Annotated in this window: 15 protein-coding genes; 6 read left to right on the forward strand and 9 right to left on the reverse strand. The window is 50.0% G+C overall.

Annotated elements, in window-relative coordinates:
* Window positions 1-156 precede the first annotated feature (156 nt).
* Both gcvP and ACJJIV_RS06285 read left to right on the forward strand, forming a co-directional pair.
* The gene (gcvP, locus tag ACJJIV_RS06280) at window positions 157-3,048 is read left to right on the forward strand and encodes an aminomethyl-transferring glycine dehydrogenase (RefSeq protein WP_444891136.1); all 2,892 of its coding nucleotides are present in this window, start codon (window positions 157-159) and stop codon (window positions 3,046-3,048) included.
* A gap of 132 nt (window positions 3,049-3,180) precedes the next feature.
* Window positions 3,181-3,651 carry a zinc-ribbon domain-containing protein gene (locus tag ACJJIV_RS06285; RefSeq protein WP_444891137.1) on the forward strand — a complete coding sequence of 157 codons (471 nt, stop codon included), beginning with the start codon at window positions 3,181-3,183 and terminating at the stop codon, window positions 3,649-3,651.
* Between the two features lie 87 nt (window positions 3,652-3,738).
* On the opposite strand, the gene ACJJIV_RS06290 is transcribed toward ACJJIV_RS06285, so the two are convergent.
* The 5 genes from ACJJIV_RS06290 to purU form a co-directional block, all read right to left on the reverse strand.
* The gene (locus tag ACJJIV_RS06290) at window positions 3,739-5,058 is read right to left on the reverse strand and encodes a glycosyl hydrolase family 18 protein (protein ID WP_444891138.1); all 1,320 of its coding nucleotides are present in this window, start codon (window positions 5,056-5,058) and stop codon (window positions 3,739-3,741) included.
* A gap of 112 nt (window positions 5,059-5,170) precedes the next feature.
* Window positions 5,171-7,978, reverse strand: a complete 2,808-nt coding sequence (locus tag ACJJIV_RS06295; RefSeq protein ID WP_444891139.1) for a TonB-dependent receptor — start codon at window positions 7,976-7,978, stop codon at window positions 5,171-5,173.
* A gap of 393 nt (window positions 7,979-8,371) precedes the next feature.
* Complete coding sequence (locus tag ACJJIV_RS06300; protein ID WP_444882582.1) at window positions 8,372-9,103, reverse strand: PAS domain-containing protein; 732 nt, start codon at window positions 9,101-9,103, stop codon at window positions 8,372-8,374.
* Window positions 9,104-9,211: 108 nt separating this feature from the next.
* Window positions 9,212-9,631 carry a hypothetical protein gene (locus ACJJIV_RS06305; RefSeq protein WP_444891140.1) on the reverse strand — a complete coding sequence of 140 codons (420 nt, stop codon included), beginning with the start codon at window positions 9,629-9,631 and terminating at the stop codon, window positions 9,212-9,214.
* A 65-nt stretch (window positions 9,632-9,696) separates the two neighbouring features.
* On the reverse strand, window positions 9,697-10,533 hold the full coding sequence (gene purU, locus ACJJIV_RS06310; RefSeq protein ID WP_444891141.1) for a formyltetrahydrofolate deformylase: 837 nt from the start codon (window positions 10,531-10,533) through the stop codon (window positions 9,697-9,699).
* Window positions 10,534-10,616: 83 nt separating this feature from the next.
* Here purU and pepQ point away from each other — a divergent pair, with 83 nt between their 5' ends.
* The gene (gene pepQ, locus ACJJIV_RS06315) at window positions 10,617-11,930 is read left to right on the forward strand and encodes a Xaa-Pro dipeptidase (RefSeq protein ID WP_444891142.1); all 1,314 of its coding nucleotides are present in this window, start codon (window positions 10,617-10,619) and stop codon (window positions 11,928-11,930) included.
* A 280-nt stretch (window positions 11,931-12,210) separates the two neighbouring features.
* The gene (locus ACJJIV_RS06320; protein WP_444891143.1) at window positions 12,211-14,262 is read left to right on the forward strand and encodes an amidohydrolase family protein; all 2,052 of its coding nucleotides are present in this window, start codon (window positions 12,211-12,213) and stop codon (window positions 14,260-14,262) included.
* An 80-nt stretch (window positions 14,263-14,342) separates the two neighbouring features.
* Here ACJJIV_RS06320 and metE read toward each other — a convergent pair whose 3' ends face one another.
* On the reverse strand, window positions 14,343-16,574 hold the full coding sequence (metE, locus tag ACJJIV_RS06325; protein WP_444891144.1) for a 5-methyltetrahydropteroyltriglutamate--homocysteine S-methyltransferase: 2,232 nt from the start codon (window positions 16,572-16,574) through the stop codon (window positions 14,343-14,345).
* Between the two features lie 182 nt (window positions 16,575-16,756).
* Here metE and ACJJIV_RS06330 point away from each other — a divergent pair, with 182 nt between their 5' ends.
* Both ACJJIV_RS06330 and ACJJIV_RS06335 read left to right on the forward strand, forming a co-directional pair.
* Window positions 16,757-17,692, forward strand: coding sequence for a LysR family transcriptional regulator (locus tag ACJJIV_RS06330; RefSeq protein WP_444891145.1), 936 nt, complete (start codon window positions 16,757-16,759; stop codon window positions 17,690-17,692).
* A gap of 101 nt (window positions 17,693-17,793) precedes the next feature.
* Complete coding sequence (locus ACJJIV_RS06335; RefSeq protein ID WP_444888162.1) at window positions 17,794-18,333, forward strand: cytochrome b; 540 nt, start codon at window positions 17,794-17,796, stop codon at window positions 18,331-18,333.
* 81 nt (window positions 18,334-18,414) lie between these two features.
* Here the strand turns inward: ACJJIV_RS06335 and ACJJIV_RS06340 are convergent, their stop codons facing one another.
* From ACJJIV_RS06340 to ACJJIV_RS06350, 3 genes are all read right to left on the reverse strand, one after another.
* Complete coding sequence (locus tag ACJJIV_RS06340) at window positions 18,415-20,184, reverse strand: DEAD/DEAH box helicase (protein ID WP_444891146.1); 1,770 nt, start codon at window positions 20,182-20,184, stop codon at window positions 18,415-18,417.
* A gap of 221 nt (window positions 20,185-20,405) precedes the next feature.
* Window positions 20,406-21,659: a capsule polysaccharide biogenesis protein gene (locus ACJJIV_RS06345; protein WP_444891147.1), complete on the reverse strand. Its 1,254-nt coding sequence runs from the start codon at window positions 21,657-21,659 to the stop codon at window positions 20,406-20,408.
* Window positions 21,660-22,350: 691 nt separating this feature from the next.
* On the reverse strand, window positions 22,351-23,421 hold the full coding sequence (locus ACJJIV_RS06350; protein ID WP_444891148.1) for a phytanoyl-CoA dioxygenase family protein: 1,071 nt from the start codon (window positions 23,419-23,421) through the stop codon (window positions 22,351-22,353).
* Window positions 23,422-23,460: the final 39 nt, after the last annotated feature.

Genomic DNA, 23,460 nt, shown 5'->3' on the forward strand with positions numbered 1-23,460 from the left:
GGGCTGCCAGCAAACCGATTCTCCCAAGCGTTACCCTCGCCTATCCGCTACGCGGAGGCCCGAGGCTTTCCACAGGAAAAGCGGTACCGAGGCCAGGTGCTATTTTTAACCGCGAGCGCACCGCGACGACTCCCTGCGACTACAGGAACGAAGTTTATGACCCAACCATCGCTGCAGCAGTTGGAACAACACGACGCCTTTATCCATCGCCATATTGGCCCCGATGCCAAACAGGTAGAGGCCATGCTGGAAACCCTCGGAGTTGCCAGCCTCGAAGAGCTGATCGAGAAAACCGTGCCCGAAGCCATTCGCAAGACTGATGAGCTGGATCTGGCCGATGCAATCAATGAAGTTGAGGCCCTCGCAGAGCTGAAAGATATCGCGGCGCGCAACAAGATCTACCGCACCTTTATAGGTATGGGTTACCACGACACCATTACCCCCAATGTGATCCTGCGCAACGTGCTGGAGAACCCGGGTTGGTACACCGCCTATACCCCTTACCAGCCGGAAATTGCCCAGGGCCGCCTGGAAGGCCTGCTGAACTTCCAGCAGATGATTATGGACCTCACCGGAATGGAATTGGCCAACGCCTCCATGCTGGATGAAGGTACCGCAGCAGCTGAAGCCATGGCCATGTGTAAGCGCCAGGTCAAACGCAACAAATCCAACGTCTACTTTGTGGACCAGGACTGCCACCCGCAGACCATCGCCGTCGTTAAGACCCGCGCCGAGCACTTCGGCTTCGAGGTCGTTGTAGGCGATGTGGAAAAAGATATTCCCGCCGAGCTGTTCGGTGCCCTGCTGCAGTACCCCGGCAGCACCGGTCGCGTACGCGACCTGACCGACATCATCACCAAGGTGCACGAAGCCAATGCCCTGGTAACTGTGGCCGCAGATCTGATGAGCCTGGTAGCCCTGCGAGCACCGGGTGATATGGGTGCAGACGTGGTTGTTGGCTGTAACCAACGCTTCGGCATCCCCATGGGCTACGGTGGTCCCCACGCCGGTTTCTTCGCCTTCCGCGAAGCTTACAAACGCTCCGCACCGGGTCGTATTATCGGTGTTTCCGTAGACAGCAAAGGCAAGCGTGCACTGCGCATGGCCATGCAAACCCGCGAACAGCATATTCGCCGCGAGAAAGCCAACTCCAATATCTGTACTTCCCAGGTACTGTTGGCGGTAATGAGCGCTTTCTATGCGATTTACCACGGCCCTGAAGGCCTGAAAACCATCGCTGCCCGCATCCAGCGCCTGGCAGATATTCTCGCTTCCGCCCTGCAGCAGGAAGGCTTCAATCTGGCCCACGACAGCTGGTTCGATACCCTGAATGTCACCGTTGGCGCCAAGCAGGAAGAGATTTTCCAGCGCGCCCTGGCCGCTGAGATCAACCTACGTAAAATTGGTGAAGACGCCTTGGGTGTGAGTCTGAGTGAGACCGCCACCCTGCAGGATGTGTCCGACCTGATCAATACCTTTATCGGCACCGAACACAGCGTCGATCTGCATACTCTGGACAGCGAAATTGCCAGCAAGGGCTCTCTGGGTGTACCCGCCTCCCTGGTGCGCGATACTGAATTCCTAACTCACCCGGTGTTCAACACCTACCACTCCGAGACCGAGATGCTGCGCTATCTCAAGTCTCTGGAAGCCAAGGATATCGCCCTGAATCACTCTATGATTCCCCTGGGCTCCTGCACCATGAAGCTGAACGCCACTGCGGAGATGATCCCAGTCACCTGGCCCGAGTTCGGCAAGCTGCACCCCTTCGCACCCGTAGATCAAGCGGAAGGCTACGCGGAAATGTTCCGCCAGCTCCAGCAAATGCTGTCCGCCTGCACCGGTTACGATGCGGTGAGCCTGCAGCCCAACGCCGGTTCCCAGGGTGAATACGCAGGCCTGGTTGCTATCAAGAAGTACTTCGAAGCGAAGGGCGAAACCCAGCGCGACATCTGCCTGATTCCCGCCTCTGCCCACGGCACCAACCCGGCTTCCGCCATGATGGTGAGCATGAAAGTGGTAGTGGTTGCCTGTGATGATAAAGGCAATGTGGATATCGAAGACCTGAAAGCCAAAATCGAAGAGCACGGCGACCGCGTTGCCGCACTGATGGTCACTTACCCGTCCACCCACGGGGTGTTCGAAGAAGGTATCCGCGAAGTTTGCGACCTGGTACACCAGGCTGGCGGCCAGGTTTATATCGATGGTGCCAACATGAACGCCCTGATTGGCGTCGCGGCTCCGGGCCAGTTCGGTGGTGACGTATCCCACCTGAACCTGCACAAAACCTTCTGTATTCCTCACGGTGGCGGCGGCCCCGGCATGGGCCCGATCGCTGTTGGCGAACACCTGAAGCCCTACCTGGCGGCCCACCCGGTGACTGAAGTACCGGAAACCAATCTGGATAACGGCACCATCTCCGCTGCTCCCTGGGGCTCCGCCAGCATCCTGCCGATCAGCTGGATGTATATCCGCATGATGGGTAAGCAGGGCATGAAGCAGGCTACCGAAATGGCAATCCTGAACGCCAACTACGTAGCCAAGAAGCTGGGTGAGCACTACTCCCTACTCTACACCGGCACCAATGGCTTTGTTGCCCACGAGTGCCTGGTTGATCTGCGCCCACTCAAGGAAGCCAGCGGTATCACTGAAGAGGATATCGCCAAGCGTCTGATGGACTTTGGCTTCCACTCCCCCACTATGTCCTTCCCGGTAGCCGGCACCCTGATGATCGAGCCTACCGAAAGCGAATCCAAGGGTGAGCTGGATCGCTTTATCGAAGCAATGGCAACAATTCGCCAGGAAGTGGAAGATGTCACCAGCGGAAAATACACCCCTGAAGACAACCCGCTGCACAATGCCCCTCACACCCTTGAGGACGTGATGAGCGATGAGTGGACCCACAGCTACTCCCGCGATATCGCTGCGCGCCCGGCGGCGTGGTTAAAAGAGCACAAGGTGTGGCCCGCTGCCAACCGTATCGACAACGTATACGGCGACCGCAACCTGATTTGTTCCTGCCCTCCGATTGAGAGCTACGCTGAGTAAAATCAGACACTCTCAGGAAGGATTAAAAGCGGGCTTTATGCCCGCTTTTTCGTTTTTATTAGGCCTATTTAACCTTCGCACCACCCGCAAAGCTTTCCCCTTTTCCTCTCAATCAATGGTATGGAACACCCAATGAAAAGCGGCAAACAAAGAAGAACCGAAATTAAGCAAGCTCGAAGAAAAAGAATAGAGAAGTTAAATAGAGGCAAGATCCTTGATCAGTTCAGTGGCCCCATTCCCGACTGGGCTATTGCGGTAGATAGGACAGCAATTGTGCACCACTCTTACTACATTGACACTCCTCTCTACTACTTGGATCGAGAATTTCAATGTAAAGATTGTGGCTCAGATGAAGTATGGACGGCAAAGCAACAAAAATGGTGGTATGAAATCGCCAAGGGAGACTTTGAGACCTCTGCGATTCGTTGTCGCCCCTGTAGGAAAAAGAAAAACCAAGCGAAAGCAGAACAGAAAGCTCATATGGAAGCAATGGCAAAGAAAAAGCACACCCCAATGAGGCCTTCTTTAAAAAGGGCTTTTTTAAGGAATAGTATAGGTGCATCTGGTAAGAACCAGAAATCACTCCATGGGAACCGAGTATAAGGATTGTATTTCGGAGTGTTTACTACCCACTCCGAAATAGCTTTACTAAAGAAAATTAACTAAATCATAACTATCAATATTTTTGAACTACTTAAGGCAATTAGGAAGCGCTGAAGTACCTGGCCATATTGTAGAAAGGTAACTGCTAGAATCTTTAGTCACATTAAATATCATAGTGCCACCTCCAAGGTTATTATTTTCGTTACAGGAGGCCAAAGCACTTGCAGTAGATGCACCATTCATCACAGTGGAAGCTCCAACACCTAGCTTAGACTTATCAACACCCAGATTGATATACTTCTGGATTCTTGAAGTACAACTTGAGCCCAACCAATAGCTCATCTCCCAGCCATAAGTTAGTTGATCGCCCAGTTTCTTGCCATTCCATTCAGCCTGAAAAGCATCGGTATCACTCCAGAGTGCTTTGGAAATGATTTTATTCGGCATTTTCTCTCGCAATGCACTAGTCACTTTTACCAGGGAATCAGAATAGGTTTGGCTGCACTGTGAGTACTCATCATCAATATCAATACCATCCAGACCATATTGATCCACTGCATCTTTCAACTGCTGAGCAAAGTCATCAGCGGATTGCTCATCGGCAAAACAAGACCAACCTGCATTTTGGTGATTTCCGAGAACGCTGAGCACCACTTTCGTACCCTTGTCTTGCAAGTCTTGTACTGTACTCAAATTGTTATTGAGCAAGTCTGACACTTGGTCATTAAAATGCAGTACAGCTTTCTGACCATCGTAATTAATATTTGCCGCGAAGATCACAGCTATATCAAACAACTGGCTGCCATCGCTCTCTGTAAAGCAGCCTGCATTGCCCAGGTTATTACTATTAACTTCTACGTAAGCAACTTTAGGCGCTGACACACTTTCCTGAGGAGTATCAGATTTACACAGAGTTGAGCCCAGCTCACGGATTTCATTCTTACGTGAACCACATCCATAGCCACTGCCATCCATGGAGGCATTACCGGCAAGGTTTGCAATTTCCCAGTCTCCCAGAACAGAGCACAGCTCATCTTTATAAATTTGTGCCTCAAGATAGGTAACCGGGTCTGCATCGGACGAACAACTGCTTCCACTAACAACATGTGGTGCTGAAGGTTCAGACGTACATAGTGTCTTGGAGATTTGGCGACTTTCATTATCCGTCAATTGGCAATTGTCACCCAGGTGCTCTATTGAAGCCCCTCCTGATAGACCAACAAGATCACCACTATTGAGAAGACCACAAAATTCATCAGGATAATTAAGCGCTTCAGAATAGCTTACTTTGGTAGCATCAGAGGGACATACGCCTGAACTGACCACTTCAATATCTGCGTAGGCACCAGCCTGAAATAAAAAGGTGGCACAAGCAGCTTGCATTGCTCTAAGTGTTGGTTGTTTCATATCTATGCTCATTTTTTATTATGTAGTTATGTGAATTTTATAATCTAACATCTAAAGTCAAAAAATGGTGTAGTGCATTTGCACTACACCCAATACTACAATTAACGAGGTGTTAGAATTTATAGTTTGCACCAATATAAAATCGGCGCCCAGAGTAGTTGTTGTATGTCATCCGATTTTCCTGTTTCCAATATCCCTCCGCCACTTCTTCAGTTAAATTGATAATAGAGGCAGAGATATTAAAGTTATCAGTGAAGGTATAGGTTGCATTCAGATCCAACTGTCCGTAGTCCTTATCGTATACCGCATACCCACGATGTAAACTTGTAACCCTGTCATCCACCCAATTATAGGAGGCACGAACACCGAAATTTTCATTCTCATAAAATGCAGATAAATTATATTGGTGTCTCGCAGTACCAGGTATTTCAGCTTCGATTGACTCATTAGCAAGAATGATGGTGGAAGTGCCGGTATCGGTAAATGTATAGTTGGCCATAAGACCGAAGCCACTTTCGAAAGCATGCTGGGCAAACAACTCCACCCCTCTAGAAGTTGCGTTTCCTCCCCCTATCTGCCCCTTCATTTCTACTTCAATAGGGCCATTACAACAATCGTGCTCACGCTCAACAATTTCAGTTACTTGGATTGGCAGATTGTCAATATCTTTGTCAAATAAAGTTACACCCAATGCAGAACCATCGGCGTAATACCACTCTAGGCCCAGATCGAACTGCTTGGAGATCATGGCCTCCAGATCCGTATTCGCAAAGAAGCCACTTCCTCGCCCCGTCCACTCATCCGGAGAAACAATATGAACTGGTGGACCATAAGTTTCAGCCTGCCCCAAATAGGCGTAACTCACCCTTGACATAGCTTTAGAGGCTGTAAATCGTATTACCAGATCATCAGTTAGATCCCAGGCAACATTCAAACTTGGCAAAAATTCTTTTGTGGTATTACTGCGGGAGTTAGCAATAACTTCATCCGATTCCATTCCAGTAATATCATCATACGTTTCAGTAGATAATTTTGTGCTGACATAGCGAACTCCCAAGTTTCCGCGGAAGTCTCGCCATATAAAATCAGCTTGGGCATAGGTAGAGAATATTTCTTCATCAATTGTATAAGTGCCAGATAGTACTGGCATAACAGTGAGGTTGAAGTTTCCACGCACATAGTCCATCAAGGCATCGGTATCAAATGCCAGATAATCAATTGCACCTGTATTACCAGCACTATTATCAACTACCTTATCGCTAATTAAAGTTGAAGTATCTGGGTGGTAATCAGGATTGTGGAACCATTGATCGCCAGATAACCAACCTCGGTAACCGCCATTATCATCAGTCTCGTCATCCCAGCGATAGATATCTCTATAGGATCTAGCCTCATGATCCCTATACTTTGTGCCCACATAAAACTTATTAACAATTCCCCAGTTAGTATCAAATGCCAAATCTAGCTGATAGTAACTCTCTTCATCGCTATTTTCCGTAGCATCTGAGCCAAACCAGTCATAGTAGGGATAAGCTTCAGTATCTTTTGTGAGATCTGTGGAAACTTCATAGCTCGGCTTACCATCTGCAATTGACCAAAGCCAGCTATCCACGGAACCATAACGAGCATCCATATTAGCGTATGTGAGTTCAGAAGTTCCCCCCTCTGCTTCTGTATGCCCAACATTTATCGCTGCGGTATAAAAGCCCCCTTCATAGATAACTTCAAAATCATAAGTGTTAGATTCCGATTCACCCTTGCGGGTATAGCCGGTCAGCTGGGGAGACATCAAACCACGGTATACGTCTACACCGCCATTTACATCTCCATCGCCCCAGTTATTTTCATTAAGGTCACCATTGTCGTTAAAACCATAGGTGACGACTGTATCTCCATCCACTTCAATGCCATAGTATGCATCGTCATGATCATTCCATTCCGCAAATGTCAGGCTTTGAGTATTAGTGTCATAGCCAAGCTTGGAACCGAAATAAGCAAAACCAAACTCCAGGCGTTCAGTGGGTCGCCACTGTGCGGCAAGCTGGTATCCATCACGGGTTCGGTCTTCCTTAGAGTTGTGAATACTGACCTGCGTGGGCGCCCACACATTGTTGAAAACTTCTTCTGTGGTCTGGTCAACAAGAGCTGACAAATCTGCATTTTCATCAGTATCTGAGTGCAAACGCCAGCCACTTGCATAATTGGTAACTCCGGTTACGCCACGGTCCTGGCTGGTGTACCCCACTAAAATACCAAAAGTTTCGCTCTCATTTTTCCAGGAGTAGAAAGCATTATATTGTGGGTCCCACTCTTCGGTAGTATCTGAATAAGTCGCCTCTGTGGTGATTACACCTTGTCCAGCATCAAGATCAAGAGGTTTGTGGCTATGTAGGATAACGGTACCACCGACACCACCTTCATCAATTCTTGCCTCGGGGCTTTTATAAACCTCTGCCCTACTGATCATACTGGAGGGAAGTAATAAGTAGTTAAAATTTCTGGAGGGAGCTCCACTACCGGAAGTAGCAATGTAATTTCCATTTAACTGGGTGAGAGTCCACTCTGAGCTGGTTCCCCGAATACTAACCGTGCTACCTTCACCACCACTGCGATCGATAGTGACACCTGGCACACGCTGGAGAGAATCAGCTACATTTTTATCGGGGAACTTACCAATATCTTCTGCAGTAATAGCATCTACTACTGCAAGGGAATCCCTTTTGATTTCAAGGTTTTTGGTAGCACTCTCAAGAATTCCAATGACTTGAACCTCTTCAATTCTCTCATCAGAGTCCGAAGTATCTTCCGCGATTGCCATGCTGCTAACGACCAGCGAGATAGCAGTAACCATAGACTTTTGCCTGAAACCTCTGCTCCAGGTATTAACCCTTTTTCGGCTATTCTTCTTCATTATTTTCATAGCATCCCAACTTTCTATTTTTTCTCTCACCGGTTCAAAAAATGCCAGCCCCTTTCAAAGGGCTGGCGTAAAACTGTCAGGGGACCCTAAACCCCAAAAAGACAGTTCATTTGTTGAGCACTAAAACCCTAAAAAAAAACCTTGATGGAGAGGTAATCAATACTGGGATACTAATGAAACAAAATCGGCGTTTTAGATTTTTAAGAAAAAACAAGCAGTCGCAGAAAGCCAAAAATGAATCGACTAACTACCTGTTTTAAGGAATAAAATCCCAAGTCAAACTCGGGTCTAGAATTTCCGGAAATGAATGAAATGGGCGGCTGTCAACTCATCGGCGGAAGTTAACGTACTGCTTTCTCTAAAGTAGCTGAGGACACTCAGCTTTTTCGGTGTTTATATATTGGACTGAACTTCACTACGATAATTTGCTGGAAGCTGTCCAAACATGCCTTTGAAGTGTCTACTGAAGTAACTATGAGATGTAAAGCCAACCCGATAAGCAATTTCAGATATTGGGCTTTGTGTTTCCACCAGCATACGACGAGAGTTCTCTAATCTGACTTCCCGAACGAATTGCATGGGTGTTTTATCCAGATATTTTTTGAAACGCCGCTCTAATGCACTAACCGATAAACTCGCGACCTCTGCCAAATCTTCAACTGCAATTGGCTGACTATAGTTATTTTTTATGTATTCAACTGGCCTTTTAAGTTTATCCATTCTAGAGAGAGTCTTAACCGTTTCTTTAAGGTCTCGAGCTACACCATAGGTTCCTATGATTTCTCCATTGGCACTCTTTAATGGGCGCTTTGATGTCGTAAACCAAACTAACTCGCCTGTTTTACCAATATTTAATTCCAGGCGATCTGTAATCGTCTCTCCTGACATCACCCTTTTGTCATCACGTATATAGTTTTTAGCGAGATAAGAAGGGGAAAAATCCATATCTGAACGGCCAACTACCTGATGTAATGACCTGCAGCCGACATGCTCAATAAATTCCCGGTTACAATGCACCACATAGCCGGATTCATCTTTTACCCAGAAAATAATATCTGATATAAGGTCAAACACCGCAATGATCTGCTGCGTAGAGACCTGTTCCAAGACTGATTTATACTTCATTATTCTTATTTACATTTTGTATAAAACTGGAATATAGCTGAGCTTACTGGCTAACCTCTTAAAAATTAACAAACTCAATAAGTTTTTCTAATCAAGACACTAAAAGTATCAAAATGCCCCCTCTCTACACTCACCTCGCACTTCTCCCCCATATGGGGAGATAATTCGCTCAATTTCAAAATAACCACGCTCGCAGAAACCGGTTTCTATCAACTTCTGCTCCAGAGCCCAATCAAAATAGGCTTCTACCCGACGACTTGAAGGGCCACCGCTCTCCACTGGCCCTCTCGGCATACGGGACTGCGCACTGGAACCTGCCACAACTGGCGCAGGGATATCACGCTGCTTTCCCTTTAACGTAAAAGTAAAACGCTTGGCGCCATTGGGAGCAACTTCTGTCTCAAAGGATTCCTTCATTCCTGGTATCGGGCTGTTACTGGTACAGCCTGTCAATATCAGGGCAATTGCCAAGCCCCCAAATAGTCGTATTGGGGAAAATGGGGAGTTAAATTTATTTTTATTCAGCACAGCAAGCCCTCTTGGCTCATCAATAGCTTCCATAAAAGGCTATTAGCCTCAGGAGACTTTATCAATTATTTGAATACCACGGTTTTATTGCCATGGATAAATACCCGCTCCTGCAACAGTAACTGCAGTGCGCGGGACAAAACCAACTTTTCCACATCTCGGCCCGCATCCGCCATGGACTCCGCCGAATAGGCATGATCCACATGTATTACATCCTGTTCAATAATCGGGCCCTCATCCAGATCATCAGTCACAAAGTGAGCGGTGGCACCGATAATTTTAACTCCGCGCTCATAAGCCTGCTGATAGGGCTTGGCCCCGATAAAGGCCGGCAGGAAGGAGTGGTGAATATTAATAATTCGGCCAGCATAATGAGCGACAAACTCCGGAGTGAGTACCCGCATATACTTGGCCAGAACCAGGTAATCCGGATTGTACTCATCTACCAGGGCAGCCACTTTTTCCTCGTGCTCGCTGCGTTTAAGATCTTGTGCCGGTACACAGTGAAAGGGAATATCAAACTTCTCTACCAACCCACCCAGGTCTGGATGGTTGCCAATCACAGCGGCTATCTCAACATCCAGTGCGCCCGAATAGCACTTCATCAAGATGTCACCCAAGCAGTGAGGCTCGCGTGTCACCATCAGCACCAGGCGCTTGCGTTTGGTCGACACCAGGCGCCGCTCGGCCCCCTGCGGCAGGGCCATATCCAAATCTTCTAGGAAAGTAGTGTCGTTGAAGATACCTTCCAGGGCGGTGCGCATAAAAAAGCGGCCCTCCACGCGGTCTACAAATTCATCATTCTTGATGATATTGAGCTGGTGCTTGTAGCAAATATTGGTAATCTTCGCGATCAGGCCCTTATCATCGGGGCAGTCGGTTAGCAGTATCTTCTTTTCCATGGTCGAATTTCAGGCCAAATATCCAGAGTTCAGACTATACACTATGCCGTCTAATCGATTCAGCGATCCATTCCGGGGAGAACATGGATAAAAACCTTTACGCAGATCATATGGCCACCCTGTGCCGCCGCTACGAAGAAATATTGGAGTCCTGCGGCTTCGATACCCTGAATGTATTCAGCGGTGCACCCAGGATGCAGTTTCTGGATGACAACCCCTATCCTTTTAAGGTCAATCCCCAGTTCAAGGCCCTGGTACCAATCACCGACAACCCAAACAGTTGGGTGATCTTCAGGCGCGGGCAGAAGCCCAAACTCTTGTTCTACCGCCCGGTGGACTTCTGGCACTATGTCCCACCCGCGCCACAGACCTTCTGGAGTGAGCTCTACGATATCGAGCTGTTGAGTAAGCCAGCAGATGCCCGGGAATTCCTAAAGGCGGATAACGCCGCCTTCATTGGTGAGGCCGACAGGTTCCAGGACTGGCCACTCGGCGAGATCAACCCCGAAACCCTAATCAACCGTCTACATTGGGCGCGCGCCAACAAGACTCCTTATGAAGTCGCCTGCCTGCGCGAGGCCAACCGCATTGCGGTGGCAGGGCACCGAGCCGCCGAACTGGCTTTTCGCGGTGGCGCCAGCGAGTTCGAGATCAACCAGGCTTACTTGAGTGCTACCGGCCAGGGCGAGAACACCATGCCGTACGGCAATATCGTGGCCCTCAATGAACACGCAGCGATACTGCACTACACCCACCTCTCCACCCAGCGCCTGCCCGGCACAGAATTAAAGACCTTTCTGATAGACGCAGGGGCCGATTGCAACGGCTATTGTGCGGATATCACCCGCACCTATAGCTATGCCGACAGCGAGTTCGCTCAGCTGGTGGCGGCAATGGATGAAAAGCAGCTGCAGCTGGTGGACGGCCTCAAACCCGGCCTGCCCTACCCGGATCTACACCGCCAATGCCACTTGAAAGTTGGCGAGTTGCTGGCCCAGTTCGATATCATCAAATCTGCTGCCGAGAGCGCGGTGGAGTCCGGATTAACCCGGCCATTTATGCCTCATGGTCTGGGCCATTTCCTCGGCCTGCAGGTACACGATGTGGGTGGTCACCAGAGTGGCCCCGATGGCGGTACCACACCCCCACCTGCGGAGTACCCTTTCCTGCGCACCAGCCGCACTATTGAAGAAAACCAAGTATTTACGATTGAGCCAGGGCTCTACTTTATCGATAGTCTGCTGGCAGAATTGAAAGCCTCCTCCCTTGCCAGTGAAGTTAATTGGAATAAGGTTGAAGAGTTCCGCCCCTACGGCGGCGTGCGTATTGAGGACAATATTGTGGTGGGTGCCGAAGCGAACGAGAACCTCACCCGCGCCTGCGAGGCAGAATATTAATGCCATAGGTAAACAAATACTCTAACTCACTCTCGCCAAGAGTAAGGCAATCTGGCAGGTTTTGCTGTCTTCCAGGTTGCCGGACCTCCTCAAGCTCTCCCACACCCTTAACAGGTAAAATAAAAAACTACTGAGGTTTATCCCAACGCCCTGTCGCCCTGATTCATCCTTCTGCCGAAATTACTCCTAAAGCCATCACTCGCTGTGCTGCTATCTCTTGCCTGAATAGAAAAAAACAGCCAACCTCCCCTGCGCAAAAACAACAAGAAAGGTTCGCCCTATGAAAAAGTCCAGGCTTGCAACACTGGTCGCCGCAGCGGTATTTGCCACTGCCAATTGCGCCTATGCAAAATCAATCGAATATATCTTTTACGATAAAGAGGGTATCGCCGGCAGCGAGGTGATCGAACAAAAGGGCTCGAAAATTTCCGGAGAATTAAAGCTCGGTTGGAATAACCGCCGACTTAATCTAAAGGAGAGCTTCACGATCGGCGCTGCCAAAATGCCCGAGCAGGTACACATTGAAGGTATCAGCCCCTTTGGCGCGCCAGTTAATGAAGAATTTACACTGAAAGATGGTGTGGCCACTTGGCAAGGCACCGATGAACACGGCAGCGCAAAAACTTCCGAAGCGCAGTTTTATATTCCCAAAAACTCGACTCTGGCCGTACAAACCCAGCTGGTAAAAGCGCTACTTGCCGATAAGGATCACAGCATAGGTTTACTACCCCAAGGACAAGCTCAGCTACACAAGCTGGATCAGCTCACTCTTGAGCAGGGCGATGAGAAGAAAACCGTGTATCTCTACGGTGTGAGTGGCCTGGGTTTTACTCCGGACCTGGCCTGGTACGATGAATTCGGTGATCTGTTTGCTGCCGATGAAGGAGGCTGGTTCGCCATACTGCGCAAAGGCTGGGATAAATCCCACCTGCAACAACTCAAAGAACGCCAGGTTGCCGCTTCCGACCAGTATTTACTGGATATCGCCGAAAAGCACACCCATACCTCCGTCCAGCCGATTCTAATTAGCAACGTCAATCTGGTCGATGTAGAAGCGGGCAAGCTTCGCAAGCGTCGCCACCTACTGGTGGAAAACGGCAAAATCACCAAGATTAGCCGCCGCCCAATCAAAGTCCAAAACGCCACCCGCATCGATGCCAAAGGCCACACCCTGATTCCCGGGCTGTGGGATATGCACGCACACCTATCACCCACTGATGGTGCCCTGAATATGGCCGCCGGTATTATTAATGTGCGCGATATCGGTAATACCCACGAAAATATTATGCGCATCTCCGGCCTGTATGAGTCCGAACAGATTATCGGCGGTGACCTGTTCCGTGCGGGCTTTATGGACAGGGAAAGTGAAAATGCCATGCGCATGGGTAAAACGGCAGATAGCCTGGAAGAAGCCAAGGAAATTGTCGAGTGGTATGCGGAACATGGCTACCAGCAGATAAAAACCTACAGCTCCATGGAGCCCGAGTGGATCGCACCCTTAGCCAAACATATCCACGAAAACGGCATGCGCTTATCCGGGCATATCCCCGCCTTTATGACCGCAGAGGAAGCGGTGGATGCCGGCTTTGATGAAATCCAGCATATCAATATGCTGTTCCTCAATTTTATGGGCAAGATCGACACCCGCAAAAAACTACGTTTTACCGAAATTGGTGAACATGCCCACGAGCTGGACTTGGAAAGTGCAGAGGTTGATGAATTCCTGGATAAACTCGCTGAGAAAGGTACAGTGGTAGATGCCACGACTACCGTATTTAGCTCTATGTTGCTGCGCCAACCTGGCAAAATAGATCCGGAGTTTGAAGATATCGCCGACCATTTCCCGGTGAATATTCAGCGCGCATTTGTCGGTGCCGAGCTGGATGTAAAACCGGAACACAGGGATGACTACGACCTCTCCGCCGATGCCCTGCTGAAAATGATGCGTAAACTGCATGAGCACAAGGTGACCATGGTAGCGGGTTCCGATGGTATTCCCGGATTTACCCTGCTGCGCGAGTTGGAGCTCTATGCCAAATCCGGTATACCCACTATGGATGTCCTACGTACTGCCACATTGGTACCCGCTCAGGTAATGGGAGCCGATCAATATACTGGCAGTATCACCGTGGGAAAAAATGCAGATCTGGTTTTACTGGAAGGTAATCCGCTGGAAGATATCAGCGCACTGCGTCGCACCGCTTTGGTTATTGAGGGGCAAAATCTCTATCGCCCTGATGAACTGTATCAAGCCCTGGGCATCAAACCATTTCACCCCTCGGTACCATTTGAAATAAATGGTACGACTACCATTGCAGCCAAGTCTGAATAAAAAGACAAAGCGGCAAGCAAAAAAAGAAAAGAAAAAAATCGGCAGTCAGAAAGACTGCCGGTTTTTTTATTAGCCAAATATTAAGCCAACTCGCTGCGCACAGTGCGCGCCGCTTCCACCATGTTCAGTAGGGAGGAGCCCACTTCGGCCCAGCTGCGGGTTTTTAAGCCACAATCTGGGTTCACCCAAAGCCGCTGTATCGGCACTACTTCGGCAATTTTCTTCAGACGCTCAACCAGCTCCTCCCGCTCAGGCACATTAGGGGAGTGGATATCGTAAATTCCCGGCCCTATTTCATTGGGGTAACCGCCATTCCTATCGGCAAAAGCACTGAGCAGACGCAGATCTGAGCGGGCGGATTCGATAGTAATGACATCCGCATCCAAAGAGACAATCGCCTCCATGATTGCATTGAAATTGCTATAACACATGTGGGTGTGAATCTGGGTTTCCGCTTTTACCTCGCTACAGGTAAAACGAAAACATCCCACCGCCCAGGCAAAATAATCAGCATGCTCGGATTCACGCAGGGGAACCCCCTCGCGCAGAGCCGGCTCATCAATCTGAATGATTCCTATACCCGCATTCTCAAGATCCAATACTTCCTGGCGTAATGCCTCGGCAATCTGCAAGCAACTTTCACTTCGGTGGATGTCCTCACGAGGGAAGGACCAGTTGAGAATCGTCACTGGACCTGTGAGCATGCCTTTTACCGGCCTTTGGGTCAGGCTCTGGGCATAGCGGCTCCACCCCACCGTCATAGCCTGTGGACGAGAAATGTCACCGAAAATAATGGGCGGTTTTACACAGCGGGACCCATAGCTCTGTACCCAACCATTGCCAGTATGCACAAACCCCTGCAGTTGCTCGCCAAAATACTCCACCATATCGTTGCGTTCGGCTTCACCGTGTACCAACACGTCCAAGCCAAGAATTTCCTGGCGACGGATCGCTTCGGCGATCTCCGCACGCAAATGCTGGGTGTAATCCGACTCACTGATCTCACCGCTGCGATGCTGGCGGCGTACCTTGCGCAATAGGTCCGTTTGTGGGAAAGAACCGATCGTGGTGGTCGGCAACAGTGGTAACTGCCAGCGTTTTTCCTGCAGTACCGCGCGCTCCTGATAGCACTGTGCACGCCAGCTGTCCTGTAAGCGCTCAGTGACGGAGTTGCCGGCGATAGGGTTCTCTACAGGAGTTGCCGTTGATGGAACTGGCTCGGCCAATAGTTTTTGCAACTGGGCCAACTCCGCTAGCTTCTGGCGACTGAAGGCAAGCTTTTGTTTTTGCTCAGCCAGCAACGATGTTTCTGTATCCAAGTCCACCGGGCTGTGCAGTAGTGAACAGCTGGCCGAAAGCCATAGGCGCTCGCCCAAACGATCCGCCAGAGGCTTCAGCTGTGAGTGCCACTTCTGCAAATCCGCTCGCCAAACATTGCGGCCATTCAGTACCCCCGCGGAAAGTACCTGATCTTCCCCAAGCAACTGCGCGGCTTCCGCAAGCTCCTCTGGCGCCCGTACGCAGTCAATGTGTACTCCCGCAACCGGCAGGGAAAAAGCCAACTGCAGGTTTTCCCGCAACGGGGAAAAATAGGTCGTCAGCAACAATTGCAAATTTGCCGTCTGGTTGAGTTGGGCATACACAGCGTGAAACGCTTTGCGCCACTGCTCTGGCAAATCCAAGCCGAGAATCGGCTCATCAATTTGCACCCACTCCACCCCCAGGCTTTCAATCTGGGAAAACAGCTCGGCATAGCAGGGCAATAGATTGGCGAGCAAATCCAGAACATCATCAACACCCCGCCCCAACCAGAGGTAAGTGAGCGGCCCAAGAACCACCGGCTTGGCCTTATAACCCAGGGCTTGTGCTTCACGTATTTCTTCCAGCAACCAATTACTATCCAGGGTAAAAGTTTGCTTCTCGTGAAGCTCTGGCACTAAATAGTGATAATTGGTATCGAACCACTTGGTCATGGCACTCGCCGCAACCGGTTGACCGGAGGGCGCGCGGCCGCGGGCCAGACGAAAGTATTGATCCAGTTTATTGTTCGCAGCCCCTTCGGCAAAGCGCTCAGCAACCACACCAAACATCAGCGAATGATTGAGCACCTGGTCATACCAGGCAAAATCACCAACCGTCACTAAATTGAGCCCCTCACTTGCCTGGGCCTGCCAGTTCTCCCGACGAATACTCTCACCAACCTCCAGTAGCCGCTGCTGAGATATTTCACCGCGCCAATAGGCTTCCTGAGCTTTCTTTAGTTCGCGATCAGCGCCGATGCGCGGATAACCAAGGACATGCGTTTGCACCATTTTCTACTTTCCCAAGTCCGTTCCTGTGAGAGGGGCCAAGCCCTTTTTTCCTGCCCACACATGTCGGCGCTATTTGTCTACCGATTGCGGCTTCACCACTTGTGAGGCTTAGGACTTGATTGTGTGCCTGCAATGTTATTCAATCAATTTCATATTTTTTGCCATAAACATGAATAATTTTAATGATGATAGAAATGCGCCATCTGCGCGCCCTCTCAGTTCTGCGTGAGACTGGCAGCCTGGTGCGCGCCGCTGAGCATCTGCACCTGACCCAATCGGCCCTCTCTCATCTATTCCGGGAAATGGAGGAGCGCCACAACCTGCCACTATTTGTGCGTAAATCCCGCCCTCTGCGCTTTACCAGCGCCGGCTTGCGCCTGCTGCAGCTGGCCGATGACATATTGCCGCGCGCGGCTCTAGCCCAGCGAGACTTGGCACGGCTGGCCTCCGGCCAGTCGGGGCGCTTGAATATCGCAATCGAATGCCACAGCTGTTACCAGTGGTTGATGCCGGCTTTGAATACTTATCGCGACGACTGGCCCGAGGTGGAGCTGGATCTGTGCAGTGGCTTTCACTTCGCACCGCTGCCAGCCCTTACCCGCGGTGACTTGGATCTGGTGGTCACCTCTAATCCAGACCAGGATTTGAAAGGCATCCACTATCAGCCACTATTTAGCTTTGAGATGTGCCTGGCACTCAGCCGCAAACATCCACTATTGCAAGATGATGCTAAACGCCGCTGGGTGACTCCCGGGGAGTTGGCCGGGGAGGTACAGATCACTTACCCGGTGGAGCGGGAGCGGCTGGATATTTTCCAGAATTTCCTCGAGCCCGCTGGCATCGAGCCCGCGGGTGTACGCACGGCAGAGTTGACGGTTATGATGGTGCAGCTGGTGGCCAGTGGCCGCGGTGTCTGCGTCCTGCCCAACTGGGCCTTGCACGAATATCTGCAAAAAGGATTTGTCGCGCAGCTGCGTCTGGGGGAAAAGGGTCTATGGAGTACTCTTTATGCCGCCGTACGCGAGGAAATGCTGGAGCAAGCCTATGCCGCTGACTTTCTGCGGACCGCCCGGGATACCTGTTTTAGCCATCTAAACGGGATTCGCGCGGCGAGTTAAGCGAACTAGCCACTACTATCAGCAACAGATAACTGGAGCGGGTGCACACGCCCGCCGCAACCTAACGCCCGCGCTGGGCGCTGCTTTACAGGAGACGTTCTATGTCCACAACGAATGATCGCTGGAACTCAGTGAGTAAAGGCCTACATTGGCTGTTTGTGATTCTACTACTGGCGGTATGGGGCGCCGTAGAGCTGCACGAATTCTTTGAACGCGACGATCCAATGCGCGGCTGGTTTATGCGCCTGCACTTCTCTCTGGGTGTCGCGGTGTTAATGCTGCTGGCAGTTCGTCTCTACTGGCGTGCGCGCCACAAGCGCCCGCAGATCCAGGGCCGCTCCTGGCAGAAGGCCTTATCCAACCTGACCCATGGTGCTCTCTACTTGGTTTTACTAGCAATGCCGGTTTCCGGTATTGCGATGCGTCAGCTGTTCGGCAGGGATACAGAGTTTTTTGGCCTTTTTGCCCTACCGCGCCTACTAGCAGAGAATTCAGACCTGGGCAAGCAGCTCGGTTTCCTGCACAAGGATGTTCTGTGGCCGGCCCTGCTGATATTGGTGGGACTGCATATCGCTGCCGCGCTCTGGCACCACTTCGTCATGCGCGACAGCACTCTGACCCGTATGCTACCGCAGCGCTAAGCACAGCTACCCTAGATTTGCGGCATAAAAAACGGCGCTATAAGCGCCGTTTTTTATGCCTCGGGATTCGCTGGGAAAAGATTACTCCCCGCCATTATCCCGTTTGAACTTGGGCTTGCCCTTGGGTTTGCCCTTGGGCTTACCTTTAGGTTTGCCCTTCGCCTTAACGGCCGACTCATCGAAACGGGAAATCTTCATGGGCTTACCAGCCACCCGTACCTTCTTCAGATGCTGGAAGATTTCCTTGGGCATACCTTCCGGAAGGTCCACGGTGGTGAAGTCTCCATAGATCTCAATACGACCTATATAGGAACTATCCAGATCCACCTCGTTGGCAATGGCACCAACGATACCACCCGGACGCACACCGTGCTCGCGACCAACTTCGATACGGTAGCGCTCCAGCCCCTCATCGGGTACTGGCATCTTGCGATCTTTTTCATAACCGTCTTTCTTACGGCGACGCCCTTCAAAATCATCGTCCCGCTCGCGGCGCTCCCTTTCCCTGCGCGGCTTGGACTCCTGCTCTTTGATCAGCAGCGGCTGGTCACCCTGGGCCATGGAGGCCAAGGCAGCAGCGACATCCAGTGGATCCACTTCATTCTGGGCGAGGAATTCCTCCACCAGCAAGCGGTAGGGTGCCAGGTCTGTCTGGCCTTCCAGGGTTGCGGTAATACGCTCGCGGAAGCGCTGCATACGGGCACTGTTAACCATCTCGGCACTGGGTAACTCCAGCTTCTCAATGGGTTTCTTGGTGGCCTTCTCAATAACACGTAGCATACGGCGTTCACGCGGCGCCACAAACAAGATGGCATCCCCTTCACGACCGGCGCGGCCGGTACGACCGATACGATGAATATAGGCTTCGGTATCGTAAGGGATGTCGTAGTTGATCACGTGGCTGATACGTTTCACATCCAGTCCGCGCGCTGCCACATCAGTGGCCACAACAATATCGAGCTTGCCGTTCTTAAGCTTATCGATTACCTGCTCGCGCAGGTTCTGCGCCATATCGCCATTCAGGGCGGCACTGGCAAAACCGCGCGCGGCCAGCTTGTCTGCAAGCTCAACAGTGCTGTTTTTGGTGCGTACGAAAATAATCGTGGCATCTACCGGCTCGGCTTCGAGGATACGAGTCAGGGCATCCAGTTTATGCAAACCGCCCACGGGCCAGTAGCGCTGGCGGATGGTCTCCGCAGTCTCTTGCTTGACACGGATTTTGACTTCAACTGGCTCGTGTAAATGCTCGCGAGCTATCCGAGCGATCTCTTTGGGCATGGTGGCGGAGAACAGCGCGATCTGGCGCTCTTCCGGAATCTGTTCCAATACCCACTGCACATCGTCGATAAAACCCATGCGCAACATTTCATCGGCCTCATCCAGCACCAAGGTACTCAGATTGGAGAGATCCAGGGAACCGCGACGCATATGATCCATCACTCGGCCAGGGGTACCCACCACTAGCTGCACACCGCGTTTTAATTGTTGGATCTGTCCACGATAGTCGGCACCGCCATAAATTGGAGCCACATGGAAGCCTTTCAGGTTAGAAGCATAAGCCTGGCAAGCCTCAGCTACCTGGATAGCCAATTCACGAGTCGGCGCTAGTACCAAAGCTTGCGGCCGACGGTTTTTCAGGTCCAGTTTGGACAGTAAAGGCAGTGCAAAAGCAGCTGTTTTGCCGGTGCCGGTCTGGGCCTGGCCCAGCACATCGCGATTCTCCAACAGGGAGGGGATTGTCTGTGCCTGAATCGGAGAGGGGGTCTCATAGCCCAGTTTTTCGATGGCAGTTAGGATTTCAGGCGGCAGGCCCAGCTGGTCGAAGCCGGCCGGTTTTGGGGTATCGGTCATTTCGGAATTCACTTGAAGCCTAAGTCCCTATCGTGGGACCGGAGCGGTGGGTCAAAAGGTCGCGCAGTCTAACAGGTTAGGCGTCCCAGATCAGCCTGTTTTTTAAGCAGATACCAGAAGAAAGCCACAACAGCTGCGAAATCTCGGCCCCACAGTGGGAGAATGATAGAAGAGAAAAGACCAGGCAGGGGCCGCAATCTAGTTAAAAAACCACTGAACACTCATTTTGCATCGGTCCTGATATTAGTGCCGACAGGCTTTGATAGCGGCAAAATGGAGTCTTTTCTACCAACTTCCTTCAAACGGGCACAAATCCTGTCCACTGTCGACTTAAGCCCTCGGGAAAAGCTGCCATCCACCTGTGTGCGCTCATACAGATAAGTATGAAAACGCCGGAAAAAATTGATGTCTACCGGCTCTGGCTGTTTCCAGAAACTAGAAAGGCTGCCCTGGTGCGTCAAACCCGGCAAATCATATAAGGACCGCCCCATTACCTTGGTAGGCACCTTGTGAAGCAGTGCGGAAATGCCCACAGTACTGTTGATAGTTACCACACCCCTTGTATGGTCCAACAAGGTCGGTAAATGCAGATCATGACAATAAATCACCCGCCCACTTATCCGATAACGCGCTTCCAGTACACTGATCAGCCTTTGATAGTGGCAAAAGCCGCGGTCCATCGGATGGTGCTTAAAAACAATGACCGTATCTTCAGGCGCATTTCGTGCAAAAGATTTACATACGACATCTATCGCATTCTCAATCGAGAGCAGGTCAGAATGCTTGCGCAACTGAAAATCATCGCAGGTCTGCAGAGGAAACAGGTAAAAACGGCCACTGTACTTTCCAGTCATCTGGCGGATAAGGCCGCGCTCGTTGAACTTATAGAGTCCCTTACGATAAAAGCTTCTCAGCCAACAGACGCCCTCCTGTAACCAACTGCGATTCCGGTGATGGCGATAACTGGCAAACTCTGATTGGGCAAAACGCATAGCCAAGTAATAAGCAGATGCGAAGTAGGCACGCCGCCAAAAAGTATGACCAACTGGCGCCGCCGGGGTACAGCCTCTAGGTAGATATTGGTCTATTGCCTGCCTGGACCAATCAGTTGAGGAAAAAGCATTAACCCCACCCCACTCCATAGTGACAAAATCGGGGCGCAGATAGCCTTCCTCGAAAACGATAAAAGCAACTCCCATCGATTGGCATACTTTTTTGGCGCTTTCATGCAGCCTTCTGCAGTCGCCATATGCAAAAACCGTATCAGCGCCATGCTCAGAAAGATAACGACGAAAAAAAGATGGCCAGTCAGCTTCTCTACCGGTGAAATCTACTTGGTAGTTCCCCCAGCCAAAGTAGCGATCACCTCCATTGAAGTTGATCTTGTGGGTAACAACACCGAGTTGCGAAAACCGCTTTGCCAGCTGGGCAAAAAACGGGCCATGCGGTCCCTGTAAAAATACTGCCACAGACATGAATAGGCCTACTCCGGAGTCACCCTACTAGGGGCATTGAAACTGAACAATGAAACATCAAGGGTACGATCGATAACTCATCACATACAAACGACTGCTATAGCAGACCAATAAACATCGCAACAAGAAACACAAAGCTGGTCATTCAATAGCCCAAAAATTTCCGAATAAAAAACGAACATCGATTGTACAGGCACTAATTTAGCGGCATAAACAGGTCTTCAGGATACATTACCGCAAATTTATCCATCAGGCGATAGCCTGAAAAGCCACCTTTAGAGACAAGTTTGCCCGATAAATAACGATGCGGGCCTGTGGATACTTCTCTGGTAAATTGATGCAGATTCAAAATTCATTTCAGTAATGGGGTTGGAAGCAGGCTCTATAGGAACCGGAATAGACACCAGTAGCCTTCACTTTATATATAGCAGAACAGATGACTCTCTGAGATTGCTCATTTGAAGAGTGTGGCGTACTTCACGGACGGCTATTCTAGAGAGTAAAGAAAATAATGCCAAGACAACCTATTACACGAGGAGCTCGCCAGCAATGTTCGTCTCTAGCAGGTTTAAAATCCTCTAATATATTTCAAATAACTTGATGCGCGCTCACTTTTTCAAGAGCCAACTTTTTCTCTGCACTACAGTGCCCAACTTAAAATAAAATGTATTTCAATCGATTGCATTCAGAATTATTCAGACTCAAGCATTTTGGAAGCCATCACACTTTTAGCACGATTAAAGGTACCAAAATAGTTACTCTGTTCTCCTCCTTCTGTTTTCCGGCTATCAATCTTCATCAACGCCTTCTTCCATATCCACTCAAATAGCAACGCGGTTGATCTCGGAAAAGGGGTGAACAAGGGGTTAAATGGGTTATCACGCGCCTGCATCCAAACCGTCATTCGGTGTGACTTTTGTAGCGCCCTACCACGGCAATGGAAACCATAAACATTGCCAATGATAAGCGTATTTTTCGGCACGGATAGCTTCTCCGCTTTAAAACCCATTTCTGCCAGTTCCTGAGTACTTACGCGAAATGAGCCATCCCAATAGCGCCCTGGAGCACGATCGGCCCCTTTCTTACATGCTTCTAAACTCTGCCTGTATTCCCATTTGAGCCGCCTCCATGTCAACCGGTGGGAACCGGGAACATAAACAAATGAGCCATTAGTATCCGAAGAATCATCTATGTATAACCAGGCTTTTACACATGGATGAAACGTGTCTGCATGCAAATCCCGCTGAGGATCTGGACGTGGAGTGACGTTCGCATGGTTACATAAATTTTCAATATAAAAGAGTGGAGGTCGATTCTTTGAAGAACAATAACGCATCAATCTATCCAAACCTTTATGGGAATAAAGCCTTTGAAAGTTTGGTGTTTTAGCTCTCTCCGTAGAGTCCATAAAGACTCGTTGGGTAATGGTAGTTCCCTCAATAACCTCTCTGACAGGGGCCTTCAGCTCAATCAACTCTTTAGTCAAGCGTTGAAACTCAGCCTGAGAAAGAAAATTTTTCTTAAGTAAATAACCATTACGTATGAATTCACGCCGATCTTCTGAGGAGACCAAAGGAGATAATAGTAAAAGACGAAATCGAAAAAGCAGGTGGGCCAGAATAACTCTGATCACATGTAACCCACAGCGATTTAAGAAGCTATTGCCCAGCAGGGGATTATTCTTAAAACTTTTACCCCAGCTGAGCAACTCAAAAATCCACTTTGGTACTTTCCAGCTTAGCCCAACCATAGAACGCCACATAACACTCCCCAAATTAAAATATGTTCTAAGCAGGTTTTA

Source organism: Microbulbifer mixtoriginis (SeqCode), assembly GCF_052466765.1.